At 73.6% G+C, this 22555-nt stretch carries 25 protein-coding genes and 1 pseudogene; 17 read left to right on the top strand and 9 right to left on the bottom strand.

Annotation, left to right across the window (positions count from 1 at the left end):
• Positions 1 to 32 precede the first annotated feature (32 nt).
• Entirely contained in the window at positions 33 to 386 is a 354-nt protein-coding gene (locus ACPPVO_RS20770; RefSeq protein WP_426514660.1) for an ankyrin repeat domain-containing protein, read from the bottom strand.
• Between the two features lie 152 nt (positions 387 to 538).
• Positions 539 to 1444: a helix-turn-helix domain-containing protein gene (locus ACPPVO_RS20765; protein ID WP_426512856.1), complete on the bottom strand. Its 906-nt coding sequence runs from the start codon at positions 1442 to 1444 to the stop codon at positions 539 to 541.
• A 139-nt stretch (positions 1445 to 1583) separates the two neighbouring features.
• On the opposite strand from ACPPVO_RS20765, the gene ACPPVO_RS20760 reads away from it, so the two are divergent.
• Positions 1584 to 2822: an MFS transporter gene (locus tag ACPPVO_RS20760; protein ID WP_426512855.1), complete on the top strand. Its 1239-nt coding sequence runs from the start codon at positions 1584 to 1586 to the stop codon at positions 2820 to 2822.
• Positions 2823 to 2846: 24 nt separating this feature from the next.
• Entirely contained in the window at positions 2847 to 3890 is a 1044-nt protein-coding gene (locus ACPPVO_RS20755) for an alcohol dehydrogenase catalytic domain-containing protein (RefSeq protein ID WP_426512854.1), read from the top strand.
• An 8-nt stretch (positions 3891 to 3898) separates the two neighbouring features.
• On the opposite strand, the gene ACPPVO_RS20750 is transcribed toward ACPPVO_RS20755, so the two are convergent.
• Entirely contained in the window at positions 3899 to 4237 is a 339-nt protein-coding gene (locus tag ACPPVO_RS20750) for an Imm51 family immunity protein (protein ID WP_426512853.1), read from the bottom strand.
• Between the two features lie 46 nt (positions 4238 to 4283).
• On the opposite strand from ACPPVO_RS20750, the gene ACPPVO_RS20745 reads away from it, so the two are divergent.
• The 6 genes from ACPPVO_RS20745 (at position 4284) to ACPPVO_RS20720 (ending at position 8640) form a co-directional block, all read left to right on the top strand.
• Entirely contained in the window at positions 4284 to 4838 is a 555-nt protein-coding gene (locus tag ACPPVO_RS20745; RefSeq protein ID WP_426512852.1) for a hypothetical protein, read from the top strand.
• Positions 4839 to 4843: 5 nt separating this feature from the next.
• The gene (locus ACPPVO_RS20740) at positions 4844 to 5875 is read left to right on the top strand and encodes a sensor histidine kinase (protein ID WP_426512851.1); all 1032 of its coding nucleotides are present in this window, start codon (positions 4844 to 4846) and stop codon (positions 5873 to 5875) included.
• Positions 5872 to 6516: a response regulator gene (locus ACPPVO_RS20735; protein ID WP_426512850.1), complete on the top strand. Its 645-nt coding sequence runs from the start codon at positions 5872 to 5874 to the stop codon at positions 6514 to 6516. The genes ACPPVO_RS20740 and ACPPVO_RS20735 overlap by 4 nt, the downstream gene beginning before the upstream one ends.
• Positions 6517 to 6598: 82 nt before the next feature.
• The gene (locus ACPPVO_RS20730; protein ID WP_426514659.1) at positions 6599 to 7291 is read left to right on the top strand and encodes an ABC transporter ATP-binding protein; all 693 of its coding nucleotides are present in this window, start codon (positions 6599 to 6601) and stop codon (positions 7289 to 7291) included.
• Between the two features lie 153 nt (positions 7292 to 7444).
• Positions 7445 to 8164 carry a hypothetical protein gene (locus ACPPVO_RS20725; protein ID WP_426512849.1) on the top strand — a complete coding sequence of 240 codons (720 nt, stop codon included), beginning with the start codon at positions 7445 to 7447 and terminating at the stop codon, positions 8162 to 8164.
• Entirely contained in the window at positions 8161 to 8640 is a 480-nt protein-coding gene (locus ACPPVO_RS20720) for a hypothetical protein (RefSeq protein WP_426512848.1), read from the top strand. The genes ACPPVO_RS20725 and ACPPVO_RS20720 overlap by 4 nt, the downstream gene beginning before the upstream one ends.
• 202 nt (positions 8641 to 8842) lie before the next feature.
• Here ACPPVO_RS20720 and ACPPVO_RS20715 read toward each other — a convergent pair whose 3' ends face one another.
• Complete coding sequence (locus tag ACPPVO_RS20715; protein ID WP_426512847.1) at positions 8843 to 10327, bottom strand: hypothetical protein; 1485 nt, start codon at positions 10325 to 10327, stop codon at positions 8843 to 8845.
• Between the two features lie 156 nt (positions 10328 to 10483).
• Between ACPPVO_RS20715 and ACPPVO_RS20710 the strand changes: the two genes are divergently transcribed.
• Positions 10484 to 10879: a hypothetical protein gene (locus ACPPVO_RS20710; protein ID WP_426512846.1), complete on the top strand. Its 396-nt coding sequence runs from the start codon at positions 10484 to 10486 to the stop codon at positions 10877 to 10879.
• Between the two features lie 221 nt (positions 10880 to 11100).
• Here the strand turns inward: ACPPVO_RS20710 and ACPPVO_RS20705 are convergent, their stop codons facing one another.
• A complete protein-coding gene (locus ACPPVO_RS20705; RefSeq protein ID WP_426512845.1) occupies positions 11101 to 11919 on the bottom strand; it encodes a hypothetical protein in 819 nt (272 codons plus the stop codon).
• Positions 11920 to 12047: 128 nt separating this feature from the next.
• Here ACPPVO_RS20705 and ACPPVO_RS20700 point away from each other — a divergent pair, with 128 nt between their 5' ends.
• The 5 genes from ACPPVO_RS20700 (at position 12048) to ACPPVO_RS20680 (ending at position 15094) form a co-directional block, all read left to right on the top strand.
• Entirely contained in the window at positions 12048 to 12716 is a 669-nt protein-coding gene (locus ACPPVO_RS20700; RefSeq protein ID WP_426512844.1) for an RNA polymerase sigma factor, read from the top strand.
• Entirely contained in the window at positions 12713 to 13426 is a 714-nt protein-coding gene (locus ACPPVO_RS20695) for a hypothetical protein (RefSeq protein WP_426512843.1), read from the top strand. The genes ACPPVO_RS20700 and ACPPVO_RS20695 overlap by 4 nt, the downstream gene beginning before the upstream one ends.
• Before the next feature lie 161 nt (positions 13427 to 13587).
• The gene (locus ACPPVO_RS20690) at positions 13588 to 14301 is read left to right on the top strand and encodes an ArsR family transcriptional regulator (RefSeq protein WP_426512842.1); all 714 of its coding nucleotides are present in this window, start codon (positions 13588 to 13590) and stop codon (positions 14299 to 14301) included.
• Positions 14298 to 14612, top strand: coding sequence for a VOC family protein (locus ACPPVO_RS20685; protein WP_426512841.1), 315 nt, complete (start codon positions 14298 to 14300; stop codon positions 14610 to 14612). Before ACPPVO_RS20690 ends, ACPPVO_RS20685 begins: the two co-directional genes overlap by 4 nt.
• The gene (locus tag ACPPVO_RS20680) at positions 14576 to 15094 is read left to right on the top strand and encodes a chromate transporter (RefSeq protein WP_426512840.1); all 519 of its coding nucleotides are present in this window, start codon (positions 14576 to 14578) and stop codon (positions 15092 to 15094) included. The genes ACPPVO_RS20685 and ACPPVO_RS20680 overlap by 37 nt, the downstream gene beginning before the upstream one ends.
• Here the strand turns inward: ACPPVO_RS20680 and ACPPVO_RS20675 are convergent.
• Positions 15055 to 16131 (bottom strand): hypothetical protein, encoded by a 1077-nt coding sequence (locus ACPPVO_RS20675; protein ID WP_426512839.1) that lies wholly within the window; start codon positions 16129 to 16131, stop codon positions 15055 to 15057. The genes ACPPVO_RS20680 and ACPPVO_RS20675 overlap by 40 nt on opposite strands.
• Before the next feature lie 205 nt (positions 16132 to 16336).
• Positions 16337 to 17305 carry a ThuA domain-containing protein gene (locus ACPPVO_RS20670; RefSeq protein WP_426512838.1) on the bottom strand — a complete coding sequence of 323 codons (969 nt, stop codon included), beginning with the start codon at positions 17303 to 17305 and terminating at the stop codon, positions 16337 to 16339.
• Positions 17306 to 17561: 256 nt separating this feature from the next.
• Between ACPPVO_RS20670 and pqqC the strand changes: the two genes are divergently transcribed.
• From pqqC to pqqB, 3 genes are all read left to right on the top strand, one after another.
• Positions 17562 to 18260 (top strand): pyrroloquinoline-quinone synthase PqqC, encoded by a 699-nt coding sequence (gene pqqC, locus ACPPVO_RS20665; RefSeq protein ID WP_426512837.1) that lies wholly within the window; start codon positions 17562 to 17564, stop codon positions 18258 to 18260.
• Positions 18257 to 19885 carry a pyrroloquinoline quinone biosynthesis protein PqqE gene (pqqE, locus tag ACPPVO_RS20660; protein WP_426512836.1) on the top strand — a complete coding sequence of 543 codons (1629 nt, stop codon included), beginning with the start codon at positions 18257 to 18259 and terminating at the stop codon, positions 19883 to 19885. Before pqqC ends, pqqE begins: the two co-directional genes overlap by 4 nt.
• A gap of 183 nt (positions 19886 to 20068) precedes the next feature.
• Positions 20069 to 21202, top strand: coding sequence for a pyrroloquinoline quinone biosynthesis protein PqqB (pqqB, locus tag ACPPVO_RS20655; protein ID WP_426512835.1), 1134 nt, complete (start codon positions 20069 to 20071; stop codon positions 21200 to 21202).
• On the opposite strand, the gene ACPPVO_RS20650 is transcribed toward pqqB, so the two are convergent.
• Positions 21182 to 21823, bottom strand: coding sequence for a TetR/AcrR family transcriptional regulator (locus tag ACPPVO_RS20650; protein ID WP_426512834.1), 642 nt, complete (start codon positions 21821 to 21823; stop codon positions 21182 to 21184). The genes pqqB and ACPPVO_RS20650 overlap by 21 nt on opposite strands.
• Positions 21824 to 22195: 372 nt before the next feature.
• Positions 22196 to 22522, bottom strand: a pseudogene (locus ACPPVO_RS20645) (WhiB family transcriptional regulator); the annotation flags it as partial.
• Positions 22523 to 22555: the final 33 nt, after the last annotated feature.

Raw genomic sequence — 22555 nt, 5'->3', positions numbered from 1 at the left:
TTGTGTACCGTAGCCGCCGTGGCCGTCCCGAGTTACTGATGCGTCCCGCGCAGCAGCGCGGCCATCTCGGGAAGCTTGAAGTAGTCCGCGGTGGCCGCCGCTGATGGCGTTCCACCGTCCGGGTCGGCGCCGGCGGCGAGCAATGCCCCGACCGTCTCGGCGTTCTGCCGGAACACCGCGGCCGAGAGGGCGGACTGGCCCCGGTCGTTCACCCGGTTCGGGTCCGCGCCCCGCTGCAGCAGCTCCGTCACCGTTGCCGCATGGTTGTGGTACGCCGCGAGGATCAGCAGCGTGTCGCCCTTGTCGTTGGTGAGGTTGACCGGCAGGCCGGCCGCGACGTTGCCGGCGAGCTCCTCGGTGCCGCCGGAGCGGGCGAGGTCGAACATGCGATGCGCGAACGCGACCGTCTCGTCATCCAGCTCCGCCACACCGGAAGCCTACCCAGCCCAGGATGCCGGCGCTCAGGAGGCGAGCAGGGTGAGGGCGTGGGCGGTGGAGGAGCCGGGCTCGGCGCTGTCGCGCCTTCCGGCTCTGAGCGTCAGCGATGGTGGGGCGTGCGCTCCGGGGCGGGGGCCGGGGTCGCGGCCCAGCTGGCGAGCAGCTTGAGCCGTTCCTCCGCGGTCGTGCCCGGCTCGGCGGTGTAGACGGTGAGGTCGTGGACCGCCCGGCCGGCGATGGGCAGATCCAGCGACTGGTAGGTCAGCTCGAGCTCGCCGACGTCGGGGTGCCGCAGCCGTTTGCTGCCGTCATGGCGGATCCGGACGTCGTGGGCGGCCCACTGGCGGCGGAAGTCGGCGCTGAGCGTGGACAGCTCGCCGACGAGCTCGCGCAGGGCCCGGTCGTGCGGCTCGCGGCCGGCCTCGGCGCGCAGCAGCGCGGTGGTGGCGACGCCGGCGGCCTCCCAGTCGACGAAGAACTGCTCGGAGCCGGGGTCGAGGAAGATGTAGCGGGCGATGTTGGCGCGGCCCCGGTCCCGGGTCGTGACGCTGTCGAACATCGGTGCGTGCAGGGCCAGCGCGAGCGCGTTGGTGGCCACGACGTCCATCCGGCCGTTGCGCACGAACGCCGAGGACATCGTCATCGAGTCGAGCAGCCACTGCACCCGCGGCGGGATCTCGACGTCCCGGCGGCGCGAGGGCGCCTGCTGGGCCGGGCGGGACGCGCGGGCCAGGTCGAACAGGTAGGTACGTTCGTCCTGGTTCAGCTGCAGCGTCCGGGCGACCGCGTCGAGCACGTCGTCGGAGACGCCGGCGATGTGGCCCTTCTCCAGCCGGGTGTACCACTCGGTGCTCACGCCCGCGAGGACGGCGACCTCCTCGCGGCGCAGCCCCGGGACCCGGCGCCGGGCGCTGGTCGGCAGCCCCGCCTGCTCCGGGCTGATCTTGGCGCGCCGGGAGGCGAGGAAGTCCCGGATCTCGTCGCGGTTACCTGGCCGGCTGTCCATGCTCCCCACGGTATCCAGGTCACCGCACGGATGGGGGGTTGCGCTGGTACCCCCATAAACGCGACCTTCTCCCGCACCCGCGAAGCCCTTTTCCTGGAATCGGCGGCACGAACCCGACACCCGGTATGGAGATGAAAGCATGAGCGCGAGCGCAGCGGTCCTGGACAACCCGGGCGTCACCGGCACCGGACCCGCCGAGCGGCGGGCCGGCCGGCTCCCGTTCGTCGTCTACGCGCTGGCGCTCGGCACCTTCCTCATGATCATGACCGAGTTCGTGGTGGCCGGCCTGCTGCCGCAGATCGCGAACGATCTGCGGGTCAGCGTGGCCCGGGCCGGGCTGTCGATCACGGTGTTCGCGGCCGGGATGATCGTCGGCGCGCCGCTGATGGCGATGCTCACGCTGCGCCTGCCCCGGCGGCTGACGCTGATCCTGGCGCTGGCCGTCTTCGCGGCCGGGCACGTCGTGGCCGCGCTCGCGTCCGGCTTCACGCTGCTGCTGGCGGCCCGGTTCCTGACCGCGCTGGCGACCGGGGCGTTCTGGGCCGTGGCCAACGTGGTCGCGGCGCGGGCCGCGGGGCCGGCCGCCGGTTCCCGCGCGCTCGGTCTCGTGGGGGCCGGGGGCATGCTCGCCACCGTCATCGGTGTGCCGCTCGGCGCGCTGGCCGCGCAGGTGACGGGCTGGCGGGGGCCGTTCTGGGCGCTGGCCGCGCTCGCCGCGGCGGCCATGGCGCTGATCGCCCGTCACGTCCCGCACGACCGCCCGGCCGATCAGGTGGTGTCGACCCGGGCCGAGCTGGCCGGGCTCCGCTCGGGCCGGCTGTGGCTGACGCTGGCGGCCTGTGCCACCACCACCGGAGGCGTACTCGCGGCCTACTCCTACATCGCCCCGCTACTGACCGGCCGTACCGGGCTCGCCGCCGGCCTCGTGCCGCTCGTGCTCGCCGGCTTCGGCGCGGGCGCCCTGGTGGGCTCGCTCGTCGCCGGCCGCCTCGGCGACGTCCGGCCGTACACGACGACGATCGCGGCGGCCGCGGCGACCACGGTGGTGCTGCTGGCCATCTGCCTGCTCGCCGGGTTCGCCGCCCCGACCATCGTCCTGGTCACCCTGCTGGGACTGTTCGGGCTCGGCGCCAACCCGGTGCTGATCGCCCTGGTCGTCCGCTTCGCCGGCCGGGCGCCGACGCTCGGCTCCGCGCTGAGCGTCTCGGCCTTCAACGCCGGTACCGCCGCCGGGTCCTGGATCGCCGGCCTCGCGCTCGGCTCCACCCTCGGGGTCACCGGCCCCGCCGTGGTCGGCACGGTGATCGCCGCCCTGACCCTGATCCCCACGATCGCCATCGCCGGCACCCGGCACCGCAACCCGTCAACCGTCAGCTGACCAACCAACCTCGGGAGATCATCCATGCGAGCCACCATCATGTACGGCGCCGGCGACGTCCGCGTCGAGAACGTCCCCGACTCCGTCGTCAAGCTGCCCACCGACGCCCTCGTCCGCGTCACCGCCTCCTGCATCTGCGGCAGCGACCTCTGGCCGTACGCCTCGAGGTCCGCGCACGACACGCCGGCCCGGATGGGCCACGAGTTCGTCGGCGTCGTCGAGGCCGTCGGCGCCGACGTGACCACCGTCAGGCCCGGCGACCTGGTCGTCGCGCCGTTCGCCATCTCGGACGGCACCTGCGAGTTCTGCCGCGAGGGCCTGCACACGTCCTGCGCCCACGCCCAGGCCGGCTTCTGGGACGGCCTGAGCGACGAGGGCGGCCAGGCCGAGGCGGTCCGGGTCCCGCTCGCCGACGGAACCCTGGTCAGACTCCCCGTCCCCGCGGACTCGGCGCTCATGCCGTCGCTGCTGACCCTGTCCGACGTCCTCGGCACCGGCTACCACGCCGCGGTGGCCGGCGGCGTCAGCGAGCGCACCCGCGTCACCGTCATCGGCGACGGCGCCGTCGGCCTGCTCGCGGTCCTCTCGGCCAAGCTCCTCGGCGCCGAGCAGATCGTCCTCATGGGCCGACACAAGGCCCGCACCGACCTCGGCCGCGAGTTCGGCGCCACCGACGTCGTGGCCACCCGCGGCGAGGAGAGCATCGCCGCCGTACGCGAGCTCACCGGCGGCCACGGCACCCACGTGGTGCTCGAGGCAGTCGGCACCATGCCCGCCTACGAGCAGGCCGTCGGGGTCGTCCGCCCCGGCGGTGTCATCAGCCGGGTCGGCGTTCCGCAGTACGTGGAGGCGCCGATCGGGTTCGGCAGCCTGTTCCGCCACAACGTGCGCCTCGCCGGCGGCCCGGCGCCCGTCCGCGCCTACATCGAACGGCTGATGCCCGCCATCCTCGACGGCACCATCGAGCCGGGCAAGGTCTTCGACGCCACCACCGGCCTCGACGGCGTTCCCGCGGGCTACCGGGACATGGCCGGCCGCACCAGCCTCAAGGTCCTCATCCGATCCTGACCGCGCTGTCAGTCGTCGAACTCGACGCCGCGCTCCTCGGCCAGCACAACGACCTCACGCATCCGCGTGGGGTCGTTCGCCACGGCCGCCAGGAGGGTGCCGAGCCGTTCCAGGGCGGCCAGGTCCGTGCCGTAGGCGACGAACATGCCGCCCTCCGGGTCGTACCCGAAACGGCCCTCCAGCTCGGGCGCCTCGGTGGCGACGAGCAGCCGGGCGACCCCCTCCCAGAAGTACCCGTTGGGCTCGTGCCCGAGCTCCTCCACGACCTCGTCGACAGCGGTCGAGCCGGCGTTGAGCAGCAGCGAGTGATTCCCCGGGCGGGTCTCGACGATCTTCAACGGATTCACGCCCTCAGCATATGATCGGAGCCGCCCGAGTCACGGGGAGGTCGGCATGCCGCTCGAGGCGCTCGTGGACGGTCTTTCCGCCAACCCGGCATTGCCGTCGGCGATGGTCGAACGGCTGCTGCGGTACGGCCAGGGCTTCGGCCGTGTCGCCGGGCGGCCCGACCTCAGCGCCGGGCAGGTCGAGGCGATCCTGGGGTCCACGCACCCCTGGCTGCGGCGCACCCTCGCGCTCAACGAACACCTCGACGCGGCGGTACGCCTCCGGCTCGCCGCCGACGACGACCCCGCCATCCGCCGCGCGGTGGCGGGCCGCGCCCCGGCGTCGGCGCGCGAACTGTTCGAGCGCCTGATCCGCGACCCCGCGCCGGACGTGCGCCGCGAGCTCGCCCGGACCGACAGGGTGCCGCACGACCTGCGGGCCCGGCTGGCGCACGAACCCGACCCCGACGTGCGGGCCGAGCTCGCCAAGTGGTGGACGCAGGCCCCGGAACCGGCGCGCCGCACCCTGCTCACCGACCCGGAGAACCGCGTACGGGCGGCCGCCTCCCCGGCCCTTCCGGCCGCCGAGATGGAACGCATCCTGACGCTGGCGGGGGTCTGACGCCCATGGGCCGGCGTTTCCGGCTCGACCTGGCCGTCGCCGTCGTGGTGGTCGGCGGGTTCTGGGTGCCGCCGGCCCTGACCGCGGGCGGTGCGCGGGCCGTGGCCGGGCTCGCGCTCGGGGCGCTCGCGGGCGCGGCGGTGCTGCTGCGGCACCGGGCACCGGTGGCGGCCGTGCTCGTGGCGGCGGCCGTGACCGTGGCCGGCGGGGTGCTCGGCGTGAGCCAGGACCCGATGCTCGCCGCGGCCTGGTGCCTGTACCCGGTCGCGGCCGAGCGGGCCGGCCGCGCCCGTGGTGCGGCCGTCGGGGTTGTGTGCGGGATTGCGGTACTCGGGGCGACGGTCGCGATGCCGGAGGGCACCACGCGGCTGTTCGTGGCTGCGTTCGTGCTCGGCGGGGCGTGGCTCCTCGGGACCGCGGCCGGGCGGCAGGCGCGCGCGGCCGAGGCGCTGGAGCGGGCCCGGGTGCAGGCCGAGGTCGCGCGGGACGTGCACGACGTCGTCGGGCACGCCCTCGCGGTCATCGCGGCCGAGGCCGGGGTCGCGCGGATGCTGCCCGACGCCGACGAGGTTGAGCTGCGGCAGAGCCTCGCGGACGTTGAGGGGCATGCGCGGGGGGCGCTGCAGGAGGTACAAACCCTGGTGCGGGCGCTCAGAGATCTGCCCGCGCCCGTCGTGCCCGCCCGGGAGCGGCTGCTGGCCGTGCTCGCGGCGAGCCGGGCCGCGGGGATCACGGTCGACGAACGGATCGACGGGGACCTGCCCGAGCCGGCCGGAACCGTGGTGGTGCGGGTCGTGCAGGAGTCGCTGAGCAACGCGCTGCGGCACGCGCCCGGGGCGGTGTGCCGCGTCCAGGTGACGGCACGGGCGGACGCGGCGGTCGTCGAGGTGCACAGCGCCGGTGGTCTCCGGCCCGCGCCCGGCACCGGGGTCGGCCTCGAGGGGCTGCGCGAGCGCGTCGGGCTGGCCGGGGGCGAGGTGCGGTGGGAGGAGCCCGCGGCCGGGGAGTTCCGGGTGCTCGCGCGGGTGCCGTTGTGATAGGCGTGTTCCTGGCCGACGACGACGAAGCGTTCCGGCGGGTGTACCGCAAACTCTTCGACCGCACCGAAGGCTTCCGCGTCGCCGGGGAGGCCGCGGACGGCCCCGACGCGGTCCGGTTGGTACGCGCGCTCAGGCCGGCCGTCGCCCTGCTCGACGTGCAGATGCCGGGCGGCGACGGGCTCGCGGCGGCCGAGGCGATCCTGGCCGAGGGCGCGACCCGGGTCATCGTGCTCACGACGTTCGACCTCGACGAGTACGTGTACCGGGCGCTGTCGCTGGGCGCGTCCGGCTTCCTGCTGAAGAACGCCGCCCCGGCCGAGGTGCTGCGGGCCGTGCGCGCGGTGCACGACGGTCACGCGATGCTCGCCCCGGAGGTGACCGCGCGGCTCGTCCGGCAGTTCGCGCCGCCGGCGAAGGCCCACCCGTTCGCGACGACCGTACTGTCCACAAGGGAGCTGCAGGTGGCCCGGCTGGTGGCCCGCGGGCTGTCGAACCAGCAGATCGCGGACGAGCTGCGGTTGAGCCTGGAGACGGTGCGCACGTACCTGCGGCGCATGTTCGCCAAGCTCGGCGTCAACGACCGCACGCACCTGGCCGTGCTCGCACACGAGGCCGGTCTGCTGCACGATCCGCGCTGAGTTTCTTTGGGGTTTCCTCTCGGTCTCCTTTCGGGGGACGCGGGCCCGTTACGCCCACCGCCAGGCTGGGCCGGTGATCGAAGTGACGGGCTTGCGAAAACGCTACGGATCTCTGCAGGCGGTCGACGGCATCGGTTTCGTCGCCCGCCCGGGACGGGTGACCGGGTTCCTCGGGCCGAAAGGGGCCGGCAAGTCCACGACGCTGCGCGTGCTGCTCGGCCTGGCTCGCGGCGACGGTGGCCTGGCCACCATCCACGGCCGCCGTTACGCCGACCTGCGCCATCCATTGCGGACCGTCGGCGCCCTGCTCGACGAGGCGGGCCCGCTGCCCGAACGCCGCGCCGTCGACCACCTGCGGTGGCTGGCCCTGTCCAACAGCATCCCGCGGCGCCGGGTCCGCGAGGTGCTCGAGCTCGCCGGCCTCGCCGCGTCCGCCCGGCGGCGGACCGGCCGCTACTCCCTCGGCCTGCGCCGCCGGCTCGGCATCGCGGCCGCCCTGCTCGGCGACCCCGAGGTGCTGATCCTCGACGAGCCCGCGAACGGCCTCGACCCGGACGGCATCCGCTGGGTGCGGCGCCTCGCACGGGAGTCGGCCGCCGAGGGCCGTACGGTCCTGCTGTCCAGCCACGCCATGGCCGACGTGGCCGAGACCGCCGACGACGTCGTGATCATCCATCGTGGACGGATCGCGGCCGACGGTCCATTGGGGACGGTGGCGGCGGGGCACGGTACCCTGGAGGCCGCCTTCTTCGCACTGACCGGCGAGGCCCGGTGAACACGCTGCGCGCGGAGCTGGCGAAGCCGCGCACGAACGGCGTGGCGCGGGTCAACCTGCTGCGCGCCCCGCTCGCGAGGCTGCACACGCACGGCGAGGTCCGGTGAACACGCTGCGCGCGGAGTTCCTCAAGCTGCGCGCCTCCCGCAGCGCGTGATCGCGACCGGCGTCCTGCTCGCGCTGCACGTACTGGTGCAGTGGCAGGCGCTCGGCCTGACCCGCCACGCGGTCGACGCGATCGCGGCCGACGGCACCATCGAGGTGTTCATCGGCGAGCGGCAGCCGGCGGCCCGCGCGATCCTCGACCTCACCGCGGGCTCGTCGCTGCAGATGTGCCTGTTCCTGCCCGTGCTGGGCGCGATCCTCGGCGGCCACGAGGCCCGCCGCCTTGGCGCGGCGCTGCTGGCCGTGCCGCGGCGGACCGTGCTGTTCGCGGCCAAAACGGTGGCCGCCGCGGCCTGGCTGGCGTGCACCTGTGCGCTGGTGTCGCTCGGATCGCTGCTCTTCACCTGGCTGGCGATCCGCGGGTGGAGCCCGGGCCTGCTGCGGACGGCCGTGGTCCCGCAGCTCCAGTTCGTCGGCTACGCGCTGCTGTACTCCCTGCTCGGCTACGCATTCGCCCTCGCCGGCCGCGGCGTCCTGGCCGGCCTGCTCGGCATCGTCGCCGTCACCGCCGCGACGATGACCCAGGCCGCGCCGCACTGGCTCGACGCGCTGCTCCCCCTCAGCGCCGGCCGCAACCTCCTGCTCGACCCGCACGTCGACGGCACGCTGAGCTCCGGCCCGGCCGTGGCCGTGCTCGTCACGGTCGGGTGGGCCGTGCTGACACTCACCGCCGCCGGGCTGGTGCTGTACCGCCGGGACGTACCGTGACGGCGGAGTTCTACAAGCTCGCGACGCTGCCGGTGACGTGGGTGCTGCTCGCCGCGTACGCCGCACTGGAGCTGAGGTCCGCGCCCCTCCTGGCCGCGCACGCGATGGCGACCATCGCCGCGGTGGCGGGCGGGCGCGACAACGTGGCGGCGAGCCTGTGCGCGGTACCGTCGCGGCATCGGCTCTTCGCCTTCAAAGTGCTGACCGTGGCGCTGTTGAGCGCGGCGCTGTCGCTGTCGGCCCGGTGCCTGCTGCTCAGCCTGTTCGCGCTGGGCCTGGCCCTGCTGACCCGGGGAGTGATCTGGCCACTTGCCTTCTTGGCGGGTGTACCGATCCTGCTCACACCCATACTGCGGGCGGTCATACCCACGGTTGAGCCGTACCTGCCGCACGAGGCCACGGCGCCCGTGCTGGCCGGATGGGCCGCGACCGCCCTCGCCGCCGCGTGGCTGACCCTCGTGCGGCGCGACGCCTGACCGCATTCACGACCGCGTGCGTTCACTCTCGTGCGGCCGTGCGCCGACCCGGCCCGGGAACGCTCCCGGTGCCGCCGCTCGAGTGGACACCGTGCGCTGTATCCGTCCCGGGAACGCTCCCGGTGCCACCGATTGAGTGGACACCGTGCGCTGATCCTGTCCGGGAACGCTCCCGGTGTTCACTCAGCCGGCGGCCCAGTGACTACAGGCCGATCACGTCGATGTAGTCGAGCTTGTTGTTGCTGCCGCCCGGGGCGTTGGTCACGGTCAGACGGCCGTGGGCGACCGTAACGGTCGTGGTGCCCTCGACGAAGTGGTCGGCGGCGGTCGGGGTGCCGCTGATGGTCAGCGTGCCTTCGACCGAGATGCGGTACGTGCTGTCCGTGAACCCGGGATCGCCTGCGGCGATGTGCACGAGGTACCGGCCGTTCGGCACGGCGAGCTCCCACGTGTTCGCCGACGTCGGATGCTGGGAGTGGATCAGGGTCTGGTAGCGCAGGTCGGGCGCCCCCGCCTCGGGACGGAGCCGGGTGTATGCGGCGTCGTCGGCGCTCCAGCCGTAGGTGGCACCACCCGTGCGGGCCGCGTAGACGGCGCCGGCGTCGGCGGTGTAGCCCGCCGGGGTGGCCGACGAGGCCGGCTGGAAGTTCACGTTGGCGTGGAACCGCGGGACCAGCAGGAACGCGTGGGACCTGCCGCCCAGCACGCCGCGGCCCACGATCTCGCCGCGGTCGCTGATGCCGTTGGCTTGCTGCAGCTGCCATCCGGAGCCGGCCGGGATCAGGGTGTCGAGCGCGGCGATGGTGCCGCCGGGCTGCCACACCCAGGCCTTGGGCGCGGCGCACGGCTGGCACATCGGATCGGCGGTCCCGACCACCTGGCCGGCGGCGTTCACGGCGTTGCCCGTGCTGTACGCGATGCCGTCGACCGTGCCAATGTCCGTGCCGATGGGTGCGCCGTGCTCAATCACGTCGCGGGCGTTCCAGAACACGGCGTGCGAAAGGCCGTCACCGATCGGGGCGGAGCCGGTGACCTGGTCGCGGACGTTGATGGCGTTCACGGTGACGACGTCGCCGTCGAAGTACCGCAGACCGGGCATCTTGAACCGTGCCCCGTTGTCCCAGATGACATACCCAGGGTTGGCGGTGATGTGGCCGCGCGCGTTGATGCCGGTGGCGGCGTACAGCGCGTCGGGCGGGTCGGCGAGGTACCGGGAGCTGCCGTCGGGCTCGTAGATCGTGGCCAGCGGCGAGCCCTCGGAGTCGGCGGGGCGCTGGCCGCCGACGATCCGGCCGTGCCGCTCGATGGCGTTGGCGGCGCCGAGCCGGTTCGTCACGGGGCCGCCGAGGTCGGTGATCGCACCGGACGCGCTCCACTTGACCGGGTAGCCGTAGCCGCCGGACGAGCGGTCGGCGGTGCCGGCGACCTGTCCGGCGTCGTTTATCGCGTTGGCGACGCTGCTCGCGCCGCCGGGCAGGGTGCCGAGATCGGTCATGACGCCGCCGGCCCAGCGGAACGCGTGGCGGCCCGTCGGGGTGTCGCGGTAGCCGACGACCACATCGGCGTTGTTGATCCCGTTCGCGCCGCTGTCGGGCGAGCCGAGGTCGACGATCGTGTAGCGGGACGGGGTGGCGGCCGCGGCGACCTGCGGAACGGCCACGGCGACGGCCACCAGAAGCACGGTCACGGGGGCGGCACGGCTGATCAAAAGTCGCACGATGGCCTCTTCCCGGGGCGGCGAGAGAGCGCTTTCTTGACCCGGGTCGAGCGTAGGGCAACAACGACAAATGTCAATGCCGACCGTGGCCGGAATTGCGGACCGAAGCTGGCCGAGAGCACCGACGTGATCGCGAACCACCACCGCGACCTCGAGGCGGCCGTGGCCGCGGCGACCGACGACTGGACGGCGCTGCGCATCCTGTTCCCGGCCATCAACTCCCTGGCCTTCGCCCAGCAGCTCGCCCACGGGGATGTCATCCGCGCGCCGTACCCGGATTCGAGCACGGTCGCTGGGCACGAGCACGACGTCACCGAGGCCGCGGTGACCGCCCTGTCGCAGGACGGCCACCGCGGGAAGGCTTACGACGTGACCGGGCCGGCCGCGCTGACCCAGGCGGATCAGGTGGCCGTGCTCGGCACGGCGCTCGGCCGGGAACTGCACGTCGAGGGCGTCGACCCCGCCGCGTCCTCGAACAGCTCGCGCAGTTCATGGACCGCGGCTTCGCCGACGCCCTCCTGAGCACGATGGAGCGCGCCACCAAGGCCCCGGCCCCGGTCACGTCCACAGTGGAGGACCTGTCACTCTGCCCCGGCGAGAGGCCCGACCACCAGACCAGTAGTCCTCTTCAGCGCCGAGCGGTCAGGAGCCGCGGCGGTGAGCACCACGTCACCGCGCCGAGTCACATCGGATCGTGCGCGGCGCCCGGTCCGTCGTCCAGGCCGCCAGCGTCTCGCCCGGTGTCAGGGCGCCGAAACCACGATTCGGTCGAGTGACGGTGCGCGGCCGTCGGAGTTGCCGAACGTCAGGCTGTTCGGGCCCTTCGCCAGGTTGATCGTCGCCACGGTGCGGACGCAGCAGTCGGTACCACCGGTCGCGGTGACGCTCACCGACCCGCCCGCGACGGTGATCACGACGGTGCCCGCGGCGTCGGGGCCGGAGTTCACCAGGTACAGCGTGAGCGTGTACGCCCCGTCGGCCGGCACGGTGACGTCCGGGAAGGTCAGGGTGCCGTTCCGCTTGGCGCCCGGGCCCTGGCGGCCGAGGTTCTGCACGATCCGGCCGCCCGACGCGCCGGGGTAGGCGACGATCTCGGCTGGGCCGGCGAGCTCGGCCGAGGCCGTCTCGGCCTCGAGGCCGATCGGCGGGAACGCCGCGCGGCTCGGCGTGCGCGACGGCGTCAACGATGCGTATCGGTCAAGGTGGGCCTCGCCGCTCTCCGCTGGGGATTCGACCACGGCCGGGGCGTGGCTGGGGGCGACGGCGGCGTCCGGGCTCGCGATGCCGCCGCCGGGCGACCCCGCGCACGTGGTCACCGTCGCCGCGATCGCCGCGCACAGCGCCAGCCCGCCCGCGGCGGCCAGGAGCCGGCGACGACCGCCGCCGGTCGTCCGCCGGTGGCTCGGCGGCGGGGCCGGCGCATCCCCGTCGTCGTCCCCGGCGCCGGTTTCCCCGGGCGGAGCGGGCGGCGCGGTGGCGGTGCCGTGCGGGGGACGGACGGTGGGTTCGGGGAGCCAGCTGCCGATCCGCAGCCGGCTGCTGCCCTCGCCGTCACTGGTCACGAGGCGTGAATGTAGCCCATCCGGCCGGACGCGGCGACGGGGGCCGATCGGGCGGGGGGTGTAACAGCAGGAGCGGGTGCCGCGCCTTGTTGACGGGCGTTGGAACCGACCGTCCAGATGGGGTGCGTGTGGCGTTGCTGTCGTTTGGCGTGGCGCGGTCCGAACGGTCCGGCCGCGAACAGGAAGCGCGGGGTGCAGTGGATGACCTGGCCGTATCGGTGGTCGCAGCGCAACATGGGGACGAAACGGCGTTCGCGGCGCTCTACGTGGCGGTCCAGCCCGGGCTGCTGCGCTACCTGCGGGCGCTCGTCGGTGACGACGCCGAGGACGTCGCCTCCGAGGCTTGGCTGCACATCGCCCGCGACCTGCCCCGCCTGCGCGACACTGCGGGGTTTCGCGGGTGGGCGGCGACGATCGCCCGGCACCGGGCCCTTGACCATCTGCGCCATCACCGTTGCCGACCGGCCGTGGCCACCCCGATCGAAGAGCTGGCAGAGTTGCCCGCCGGCCTGCCGGACGTCGGCGACCAGGCCGTCGCGGCGATCTCCACCGATCAGGCGGTCGCGTTGATCGCGTCGCTGCCCCGCGATCAGGCCGAGGCGGTCCTGCTCCGGGTCGTCATTGGCCTCGACGCCGAAAGCGCCGCCCGGGTGCTGGGCAAACGGGCCGGCGCGGTCCGGGTCGCCGCGCACCGCGGGCTGCGCCGGCTCGCCGGGCTGCTCGACCAGCATCCACATGACCTCCGCCGGCCGGGTGTAACACCCGGCGCGGCATCGGCGCCGAACGAGGTGAGATGAGCATCCGCAGAACCCGCCGTGTCAACGCCGCCACCGCCGAGCGCCTTCTCGCCGGTGACAGCACCGACGACCAGCAGCACCGTCTGGCCGTCGTTCTCGCCGCCTCGACCGGCCCAGCCCGGCCAGCCGAGCTCACCGGCCTGCACAACGCCATGGTCGGGTTCCGCAGCGCTCAACTGCATCCCGTCCCACTTCCACGGAGACAATCAGTGGTTAAAACCGCACTGCTCAAACTGCTCACCGTCAAGGCCGCCATCGTCACCACCCTCGCCGTCGGCGCTGGCGGAGTGGCCCTGGCCGCCACCACCGGGACGCTTCCCAACCCCCTGAACAACCACGCCAACCCCGCCGCGTCGGCCCGCAGCGCGCTCGGAGCGGCCAGTTCCGCGGAGCCGGACCACAAGTCCAGCGCCAACCCGTCCCCGTCGCTGGTCGGCCTCTGCCACGCCTACATGGCCGGCGCCGGCGCCGAGCACGGCAAGGCCCTCGAGAACCCGGCCTTCGGCGCCCTGATCGCCGCCGCCGGCGGCCGGGACGCGAACAAGGTCGACGAATACTGCGCCAAGCTCCTCACCTCCGCCTCCGCGCAGCCCAGCATCCCGGCCGGCGGCCGGCCCAGCGAGCACCCGACCGGCGCACCCACCGAGCACCCGACCGGCAAGCCCAGCACGCACGAGACCGGCAAACCCAGCGAGCGACCCAGCCGCTGACCCGCCGCGCCGGGGGCGGGCGCCCAGGCCCGCCCCCGGCCGGTGTTGCCCGCATCATGTGAACGCGGCCCACGCCCCCGTTACTGCATCAAATGGATTTGATGTATTGCCAGGGCATGGGTCGCGTTCAGCGTGCGGGCGTCCGGGCAATGCCGGCGTTCATGCAGGCAGCGGGGCATCCGGTGCGGTGGCGGCTGCTCGGCGAGTTGGCCCGCAGCGACCGGCAGGTCCACGAGCTCACCGCGCTCGTGGACGAGCAGCAGAGCCTGTTGTCGTACCATCTGGGCCGCCTCCGGGAGAGTGACCTCGTCCGCACCCGGCGCAGCGCCGCCGACGGCCCCGACATCCACTACCGCCTCGCCCTCGCCCGCTGCCGGGATCTGTTGGGTGCGGCCGGCGCCGCGTTGCACCCCGCCCTGCGCGGCGCGACACCCCCCGCACCCGCGCCGTCGCCGGCACGGGTGCTGTTCCTGTGCACGGGCAACAGCTCACGGTCGCAGATGGCCGAGGCCCTCCTGCGCCGGCGGTCCGGCGGCGCCGTCGCGGCGTTCAGCGCCGGCAGCCGGCCCAAGCCGGTCAATCCGGACTCGGTGGCGGTCATGGCCGCGCGCGGCATCGACCTGACCGGCGCCCACCCGAAACACCTCGACGAGTTCAGCGGCGAGCGGTTCGACCGGGTCATCACCCTGTGCGACCGGGTCCCGGGAGGTGTGCCCCGAATTCCCCGGCCGGCCGGCGGCCGCGCATTGGAGCATGCCCGACCCGGCCGCCGAACCGGACGGCCGGCGTTCGAACGGGCCGCGGACGACGTCGCTGAGCGGATCGAGTTCCTGCTGCACGTCCTCGCCGCCGAACCCATCCTGGAGGGATCATGACCGGCATCACCGACGACACCGTCAGCGTGCGATACCTCGTTGACGACGTCCAGACCGCCATCGACTTCTATACCACGCACCTGGGCTTCACCGTCACCACCGCGTTCGTGCCCGCGTTCGCCGACGTGCTGCGCGGCAACATGTGGTTGCTGCTGCCCGGCCAGCTCCGCCGGCCGGGCGATACCCGACGGCCGCACCCCGCGCCCGGGCGGCTGGAACCGCATCCACCTGCTCGTGACCGTCGTACGGCGGCGGGTTCGTCATCATCCCGCTCATGCGCGCCGACGCCGTCGACCACTACCACTGGATGACCGGCGCCCAGTTCCTCAACGCCGTCGCGCTGGGCCAGATCACGCCGGGCCCGGTCGTGCAGACGGTCGCCGTGGTCGGCTACGCCGCGGCCGGTCTCGGCGGCGGCGTGCTCGCCTCCGCCGTCGCCTTCAGCCCGTCCTTCGCGTTCATCCTGCTCGGCGCCGACCGCTTCGACCAGCTGCGGGGCAACCGGGGGGTGCGCGCGTTCCTCGACGGCGCGGGGCCGGCCGCGATCGGCGCGATCCTCGGCTCCGCCGTCCCGCTCGCGGCCACGCTCACGCAGGTCTGGCAGTACTGCATCCTGGCCGGCGCCGCCGTGCTCCTGCTCATCCCTACGCCGCGGCCCGGTCCTGACCCTGCTCAGCGCGGCCGCCGTGGGCGTGGTCGTCGTGCTCGCCGGCAGCCCCGGCGGGCTGACGCCGATGGCCGTCGCCGCGGTCGTCAGCCCTGGCGCAGGGCCGGCAGCGGAACGGGAACCTGATACGCGGTGGCCCCGGCGCCGACGCCGCCCTCACAGGTGTTGGGCGGAGCGGTGCTGACCCCGCGGGTCGACGGCCGCTCGGCGGCCCAGAACATGTAGCCCAGCATCCCGGCGGTAGCGCCCGCGCCGTTCGGGGCGACGGACTGGACAAACGACCCGGTGGAGCGTTGCAGCGACGCGCCGAAGTTCGTGCACTCCGCCAGGACCTTGCTGCCCTCGGCGATGTACAGGGCACCGGTGAACTTCGCCGGCGCCAGCGGCGGCACCGGTGGCGCATACGTGGGCTTGCCGTCGACGTGCTCCTGCCAGTTGGCCGTCGCGGCGCTGGTCGATGGTTGCCGCGACGGGACCATCGCGTTGGCGTAGTCCAGCACCGGCGGCGTCGGGCGCAGCCAGTCGGCGGTGGCCTTGCGGTTCAGCGCGATGAGCCACCGGTCGCCGGCGGCCACGTCGATGGTCAGCCGGGCCGCGGGGTTCGCCCCGGACGCGTCGTACGGCAGTGCCGTGCGGTATGCGTCGATGAACGCCTGCAGGCCCGCCAGGTTGGGGTTGGTGTTCTCCTCGTAGTCGATCTCGATCCCGACGCCCAGCCGGGCGGCGACGGCGGCGGCGTTGCGGCCGAGTTGCGCGGCGTTCTCGGCCAGGGCGGCGTTCCACGCATCGGTGTAGGTGATGCCACCGATGGACAGCATCACCCGGATGCCGCGGCCGGTGAAGTAGCCGACGATGTCCGGGGTGATGCCCCGCGGCACCCCGGCCACCGTCGTGGCGTCGTCGGTGAGATGCCGCAGCTTGGCCGGCTGCACGAAGCTCAGCACCACCACGTTGACCGACGGCCGACCGTCCCCCCGGTCGACGAGCCAGTGGTTCTGGCCGTCGAACTCGGCGGTCGACCGCACGGTACCCCAGATGCAGGCGTCGTTGCCGCAGTGCCAGGCGCCGTAGACCTGGATCGGCGTGACCGCCGCGGCCGCCGGCCGGCCCGGCGCCAGCAACAACCCGGCACACACGGCGAGCACCGCCAGCATCCGTCGCATCCGCGTTCTCCCATGCCATCGCCCGGGTCGGGGCTGGAGCGTACCCATCGACGCGAACGCCTCGGCAGCGGTACCGGCTCCGGCGTGCGGCTGGTGCGGAAACATCGATCGGCGTGTAACACTCAGCGGGGCTGCCCCGCCGCTTCCGGCACGGGCCCTGGCGTTGAGAACGGCCACCGCGAAGGCCTGCGAGACCTTCCGGCGGTCAGCGGCAGAACGGGGCGGCACCCATCGCCGAGCGGACGCCGCCCACCAGCAGCTGCTGGAACTGCACGGCACCCGGGAACGCGCTGCCGTCGCTGAAGTCGAGCGCGTCATGGCCGAGGGTGGTCAGCCAGGCGCGGCCGCCGTCGTAGTACTGGCACCAGGCGACCGGGTGTTCGGCGCCGTGCCCGGGGTGGCCCATCGAGCCGGTGACGCCCTGGGCCAGGCTGTGCTCGTCGACCGTCAGCAGCACCCGCACCCGGCTGGGCGCCGGCACGAGGTTGTACCACTCGTCCTTGAACGACCACGTCGCCGGCAGCCCGGCGGTGGAGACGTCACGGCGGTCCACCGTGCGGACCGTGCCGGACTGGGCCGGGCCGTGGTCGTAGTAGTTCGCGCCGCCGAGCAGACCCTCGTACCACGGCCAGTTGTACTCCGTGCCGAACGCGTTGTGCACGCCGACGAAACCGCCCCCGCCGCGGATGTACTGCCGCAGCGACGTCTGCGCCGCGTCGTCGAGCGTGTCCCGCGACGTGCTGTAGAAGATCACCGCGTTGTAGCGGAACAACTGGTTCGGGGACGCGAGCTGGGTGACGTCCTCGGTCCAGTCGACGGCGAAGCCGTTCTGCTGACCCAGTGCGACGACACCGTTCTGCACGACGTTCGCGGCGGTCAGCGGCGGGTTGAGCCCGGCGGCCAGGGCGGGGCCGAGGTTGGCGTGGCGCGGGCCGGCCGTGCGCGTGAACAGCAGCACCCGGTAGCCCTTGGCCGGGTCGAAGTTGCCCCAGTCGTGGTAGCAGCGCTCGTCCGGGCCGCGGCACACCCCGTAGTCCGGGCTGCCCAGCTCGCGGGCCCCGGTGTCGCGGTCCTTGGGTTGTTGGGCCGCGCTGGGCAGCACGGCGACGAGTCCGATCACAGTGGTCGCGGCCGCGACGAGCGCGGCGAGCAGAGCCGGACGTTTCAGATGCATGCCGGGCACTCCTTAAGGTCCATCAGGCGGACTTCTTGTACCGACATAAGGTCGGCTCAATATAGGTCCGCGCCTCTTGGCGCACAAGGTTGCGACGGCTATGGTCTTCCCATAGATCGGATCGCATGGACCGCCTAGCGGACCAGAATGGAGCCGTCATGCCGAACCCGAAGAGCCGCCGCCCGTGGACCCCGCCCAAGGTCGAATGCCTCGAGACCCGGCCGGAGGTCTCGGCCTACTCGGGTGCGGGCGACCCGTGGCACCGTCAGCCCCGCTGAGCCGGGCGGCGTTCGCCGAGGCCCTGCGGGGCCTCGGCGCACACTACTGGGACCGGCACCCGTTCCATGTGCGCCTGCACGAGGGGCACGGCACACCGCACGACATCCGTCTCTGGGTTGTCAACCGGTGGTACTACCAGCGCACCCTCGCCCAGAAGAACGCCGCGATCGTCGCCAGCTGCCCGCTGCCCGAGGTCCGCCGGGCCTGGCTGCCCCGGGTCACGTTCCACGACGGCACCCACGACGGGGAGGGCGGGCTCGCCGACTGGCTCGTGCTCGCCGGGGCCGTCGGGCTGTCCCGCGACGAGGTCGTCGACGAGCGGCACGTGCTGCGCGGGGTCCGCTTCGCTGTCGACGCGTACCTGCACTTCTGCCGCACCCGCCCGTGGACCGAGGGCATCGCCGCGGCCCTCACCGAGCTGTTCTCGCCGGAGCACATGGCCGACCGGATGCGGGCCTGGCAGCGGCACTACGACTGGATCAAGCCCGACGGCCTCGCCTACTTCGAGACGCGGATCCCGGTCGCCCGGGCCGACAGCGCCGACACCCTCGAGCTGGTGCTCACCCACTGCACCAGCGCCGAGCAGCAGGCCGCCGCCCTGGCGGCGCTGCGCTTCAAGTGCGACGTGCTCGGCGCGATGCTCGACGCGATCGACTACGCGGCGGCCGGGTCATGAGCGCCCCGAGCCTGCGCCCCGGCACCAGACTGATCTTCGACGAGGTCCGGCAGACCCATGCGCTGTTGTACCCGGAGGGCGTACTGCTGCTCGACGAGGTCGCCGCGGACGTGGTGCGCGCGTGCGACGGACGGCGCGACCTGGCGTCGATCGTGGAGGTGCTCAGCCTCGAGTATGACGGTGTGCAGGTGTCCGATGTGGAGCGCCTGATCGCCCGGGTCACCGGTACGGCCGGCGTGGACGGTGCCGGCCCGGCTGCGTCGCCCGCACAGTCGAGCCCGACCGGGACGGCCGGCGCCGACCGTGCCGGCACGGCTTCGCCACCCGCACAGCCGAGCCCGACCAGGACGGCCGACCGTGCCGGCACGGCTTCGCCACCCGCACAGCCGAGCCCGACCAGGACGGCCGACCGTGCCGGCACGGCTTCGCCACCCGCACAGCCGAGCCCGACCCGGATGGCCGACGTGAACCGTGCCGGCACGGCTTCGCCACCCGCACACGCAACACCGACCGGGATGGTGGCCGGCCTGGACCGTGCCGGCACGGCTTTGTCGCCCGCGCTGGCGAATCCGATCGGGATGGTCGCGGAGTTGACGTACCGGTGCCCGCTGCAGTGTGCGTACTGCTCGAATCCGGTGGAGCTCAGCGCGTACCACCGGGAAATGACGGCCCACGATTGGCTCGGCGTGCTGGACCAGGCCCGTGCGGCCGGCGTGCTGCAGGTGCACTTCTCCGGCGGCGAGCCACTGCTGCGCCGGGAACTGCCCGGGCTGGTCGCGCACGCGCGGGAGCTCGGGATGTACACCAACCTGGTCACCAGCGGCATCCCGCTCACCGGTGACCGTCTCGCCGCGCTCGCCGGGGCCGGCCTCGACCACCTGCAACTGTCCATTCAGGACGCCGGGGCGGCCGACGCGGACCGGGTCGCCGGCGGCCGGTTCCACGAACGCAAGCTCGCCGTGGCCGCGCTCGTGCGCGAGGCCGGGATCCCGCTGACGATCAATGTGGTGCTGCACGCCGGGAACGTGGACCGGCTGGGCGCGATCGCCGACCTCGCCGCCGGGCTGGGCGCCGACCGGCTCGAGCTGGCGCACACCCAGTACTACGGCTGGGGTCTGCGCAACCGCTCGGCCCTGCTGCCCAGCCCGGACCAGGTCGAGCGGGCCGCGGCCGCCGCCGCGGAGGTCCACGCCCGGCACGGCGACCGCCTCGAGGTCGTGTACGTCGAGCCGGACTACCACACCGGCCGCCCGAAGCCGTGCATGCAGGGCTGGGGCGGACGCCAGTTCGTCGTCGCCCCGAACGGCGACATGCTGCCGTGCCTGGCCGCCGGGCAGTTGCCGGGATTCACCGTGCCGTCCGTGCGGACCGCGGCGCTGACCGACATCTGGACGCATTCGGCATTGTTCAACAGTTTCCGCGGTACCGACTGGATGTCCGACCCGTGCCGCACGTGCGCACTGCGCCACGTCGACTTCGGCGGGTGCCGGTGCCAGGCCTTCCAGCTCACCGGCGACCCGGCCGCGACCGACCCGGCGTGCGAACTGTCTCCGCATCACGAACTCGTCCGGTCCGCCGCGCGGCTCGGAGCCCGTGCACCGGTGATGCCCCGGCGGTGGCGGTGATCGGCCCCGTGCCGGGCAGCACGCCCGTAACACCACGGCGGCCGCCTGCCGGGCAATGTGCCGATGACACTGCGGCGGCAACCGTGACCGGCCGCGCGCTGGGCAGCGCGCCCGCGACACCGCGGCGGCAACCGTGACCCGCCGCGCGCTGGGCAGCGCGCCCGCGACGCCACGGCGGTGGCTGTGATCGTCCGTGTGCTGGGCAGCGCGGCCGGTGGCGGCGTGCCCCAATGGAACTGTGCCTGCGACGGCTGCACGGCCGCGCGCCGGGCCGGGATCGACCGCACCCAGGACGGCGTCGCGGTCAGCGGGGACGGCGCCGCGTGGTACCTGATCAACGCCTCCCCCGATATCCGCGCCCAGCTGCTCGCCGCCGAGGTGCTCCGCCCCGGCCCGGGCCGCCGGGACACCCCCGTCCGCGGTGTGCTCCTCACGACGGCCGAGGTGGACCACACCGCCGGGCTGCTGAGCCTGCGGGAGGCCGTCCACCTCGAGGTGTACGGCACGGCGACCGTGCTCTCCGCCGTGCCGCTGATCCCGATGCTGGGCCGCTACACGGACCTCCGCCTGGGCGAGCTGCCGGCGACGCTGGAGGGTGGCCTGACCGTGCGATCCCTGACCGTCGGCACGAAGGTACCCCGTTACGCACGGCCGGACTGCGGCACCGACTGGGTCAGCGCACTGCGGATCACGGACAACCGCACGGGCCGTGCGTTCGTGTACGCCACCTGCCTGCCCGAGTGGACAGACCAGTTCGACGCGTTCCTCGAAGACTCCGACGTGGCCCTGCTCGACGGGACCTTCCTCGACGCGGACGAGCCCGCGCGCGTCGCCGGGCTCGCGCGCACCCCGCGCGAGATGGGCCACCTGCCGATCGCCGACGCGCGGGCGGCGCTGGCCCGCCACCCGGGCACACGGGCGCTGTTCGGGCACCTCAACAACACCAACCCGCTCGCCGTCACGCCGCCGCCCGCCGTCACGGCCGCGCCCGGCATCGCGGCGCCGCCCGGCATCGCGGCGCCGCCCGGCATCGCGGCGCCGCCCAGCGTCACGGCGCCGCCCAGCGTCACGGCGCCGCCCAGCGTCACGGCGCCGCCCAGCGTCACGGCGCCGCCCAGCGTCACGGCGCCGCCCAGCGTCACGGCGCCGCCCAGCGTCACGGCGCCGCCCAGCGTCACGGCGCCGCCCAGCGTCACGGCGCCGCCCAGCGTCACGGCGCCGCCCAGCGTCACGGCGCCGCCCAGCGTCACGGCGCCGCCCAGCGTCACGGCGCCGCCCGGCGTCGCGGCCGACGGGTCAGTGCTGCTCGAGGAGTAGGTGCGACACGATCATGTCGCCGAGCAGCCGCCGGTAGTGCTCGCGCCGGGCCGGGTCCACGGGGTCCCGCTCGAAGATGGCGGTGAGGGTGTACCGGTTGGCGATCCGGAAGAAGCAGTAAGCACTGATCGCCAGGTGTACGTCGAACGCGTCCACATCCTCGCGGAACAGCCCCTCGGCCCAGCCCCGCTTCAGGATCTGCTCGATCACCTTGATCGCCGGGCTGTTGAGCGCGGACAGGCTCTCCAGCTGCGCGATGTGCTCGCCGCGGTGGATGTTCTCGATGCTCACGAGGCGGATGAAGTCCGGGTTCGCCTCGTGGTGGTCGAACGTGATCTCGGCGAGGCGCCGGATCGCGTCGGCCGGTGGCAGGTGGTCGAGGTTGACACCGTGCTCGGCCTCGCGGATCCGTGCGTAGGCCCGCTCGAGCGCCGCGACGTACAGCTGCCGCTTGCCCCCGAAGTAGTAGTAGATCATCCGCTTGGTCGTCCGGGTCCGCTCGGCGATCTCGTCGACGCGTGCCCCGTCGTACCCGCGGTCGGCGAATTCCCGCGTGGCGACGTCGAGGATCTCGCGCCGAGTCCGCTCCGCGTCACGCCGGCGGTCGTCTGGCTGGTCCATCCCGTCCCTTCACGTGGCTCACGCTCGCACCCAGTTTGGCACGGGCGCACGCCACCTCGCCGGACGCCGTCAGGCGGTGAGGCCGCGGCGGGTGGACGGCGCCGGGCGGACCACCTCCAAGGACGCCCGCCGGACGACGGCGGGCTCGACCGTCACCGTGATCTGGAGCCGCCGCCGGATGTCCTCGATGTCGCCCGTCACGTCCGCGATCCGCACGCGGTCCTCCGCCGTGGCCGTACCGCCGGCGCCTTCACGTTCGCGTACCAGTTGAGCCCGGACACTACCGGCCTCGGTCACGGAGATGTCCACCGTGTGCTCACCCAGCCAATCGGCACGGGCGGAGTGCAACACCTGGCGGCCGTCCGCGGACTCCAGCTCGCTGACGTCGTATCCGAGGTCCGCAAAGGCACGGGCGACCGCATTGCGGAGCACGAGCACGTCGATGGACTCGGCGGCCGGCCGATGGGGTCGGCCGCGCGGTCGCTTGCGCGGGACGATCACGCCGCGTTCGAAGATCTCTCCGCCCCAGACGCCCCACGGCTCATGCCGCTCGAGGGCACCCGCGAGGCAAGCCGTGCGCAGCGGGCACTCGCGACAGAGGGACTTCGCCAGTTCGAGGTCGGCGGGAGCGTCGGCGAACCACAGGTCGGGGTCGAGCGTGCGGCACGGCACGTTCTCGAACGGGCTGCTGATCGACAGGTCGGGCGCGACCGGACCGGTGGTCGGGGCATC

The sequence above is a fragment of the Dactylosporangium sp. McL0621 genome, from assembly GCF_049995355.1.
In the GTDB taxonomy this organism is placed as follows: Bacteria; Actinomycetota; Actinomycetes; order Mycobacteriales; family Micromonosporaceae; genus Dactylosporangium.
The sequence above is the reverse complement of the archived record's forward strand: the minus strand, read 5'-3'. Positions and strand labels throughout refer to the sequence as shown.

What these genes read in the sequence shown, in the direction of transcription:
- ACPPVO_RS20770 (WP_426514660.1), bottom strand. Translation starts at nt 386, where the DNA reads ATGTTCGACCTCGCCCGCTCCGGCGGCACCGAGGAGCTCGCCGGCAAC.
- ACPPVO_RS20765 (WP_426512856.1), bottom strand. Translation starts at nt 1,444, where the DNA reads ATGGACAGCCGGCCAGGTAACCGCGACGAGATCCGGGACTTCCTCGCC.
- ACPPVO_RS20760 (WP_426512855.1), top strand. Translation starts at nt 1,584, where the DNA reads ATGAGCGCGAGCGCAGCGGTCCTGGACAACCCGGGCGTCACCGGCACC.
- ACPPVO_RS20755 (WP_426512854.1), top strand. Translation starts at nt 2,847, where the DNA reads ATGCGAGCCACCATCATGTACGGCGCCGGCGACGTCCGCGTCGAGAAC.
- ACPPVO_RS20745 (WP_426512852.1), top strand. Translation starts at nt 4,284, where the DNA reads ATGCCGCTCGAGGCGCTCGTGGACGGTCTTTCCGCCAACCCGGCATTG.
- ACPPVO_RS20740 (WP_426512851.1), top strand. Translation starts at nt 4,844, where the DNA reads ATGGGCCGGCGTTTCCGGCTCGACCTGGCCGTCGCCGTCGTGGTGGTC.
- ACPPVO_RS20695 (WP_426512843.1), top strand. Translation starts at nt 12,713, where the DNA reads ATGAGCATCCGCAGAACCCGCCGTGTCAACGCCGCCACCGCCGAGCGC.
- ACPPVO_RS20690 (WP_426512842.1), top strand. Translation starts at nt 13,588, where the DNA reads ATGCAGGCAGCGGGGCATCCGGTGCGGTGGCGGCTGCTCGGCGAGTTG.
- ACPPVO_RS20685 (WP_426512841.1), top strand. Translation starts at nt 14,298, where the DNA reads ATGACCGGCATCACCGACGACACCGTCAGCGTGCGATACCTCGTTGAC.
- ACPPVO_RS20680 (WP_426512840.1), top strand. Translation starts at nt 14,576, where the DNA reads ATGCGCGCCGACGCCGTCGACCACTACCACTGGATGACCGGCGCCCAG.
- ACPPVO_RS20675 (WP_426512839.1), bottom strand. Translation starts at nt 16,131, where the DNA reads ATGCGACGGATGCTGGCGGTGCTCGCCGTGTGTGCCGGGTTGTTGCTG.
- ACPPVO_RS20670 (WP_426512838.1), bottom strand. Translation starts at nt 17,305, where the DNA reads ATGCATCTGAAACGTCCGGCTCTGCTCGCCGCGCTCGTCGCGGCCGCG.
- pqqE (WP_426512836.1), top strand. Translation starts at nt 18,257, where the DNA reads ATGAGCGCCCCGAGCCTGCGCCCCGGCACCAGACTGATCTTCGACGAG.
- ACPPVO_RS20650 (WP_426512834.1), bottom strand. Translation starts at nt 21,823, where the DNA reads ATGGACCAGCCAGACGACCGCCGGCGTGACGCGGAGCGGACTCGGCGC.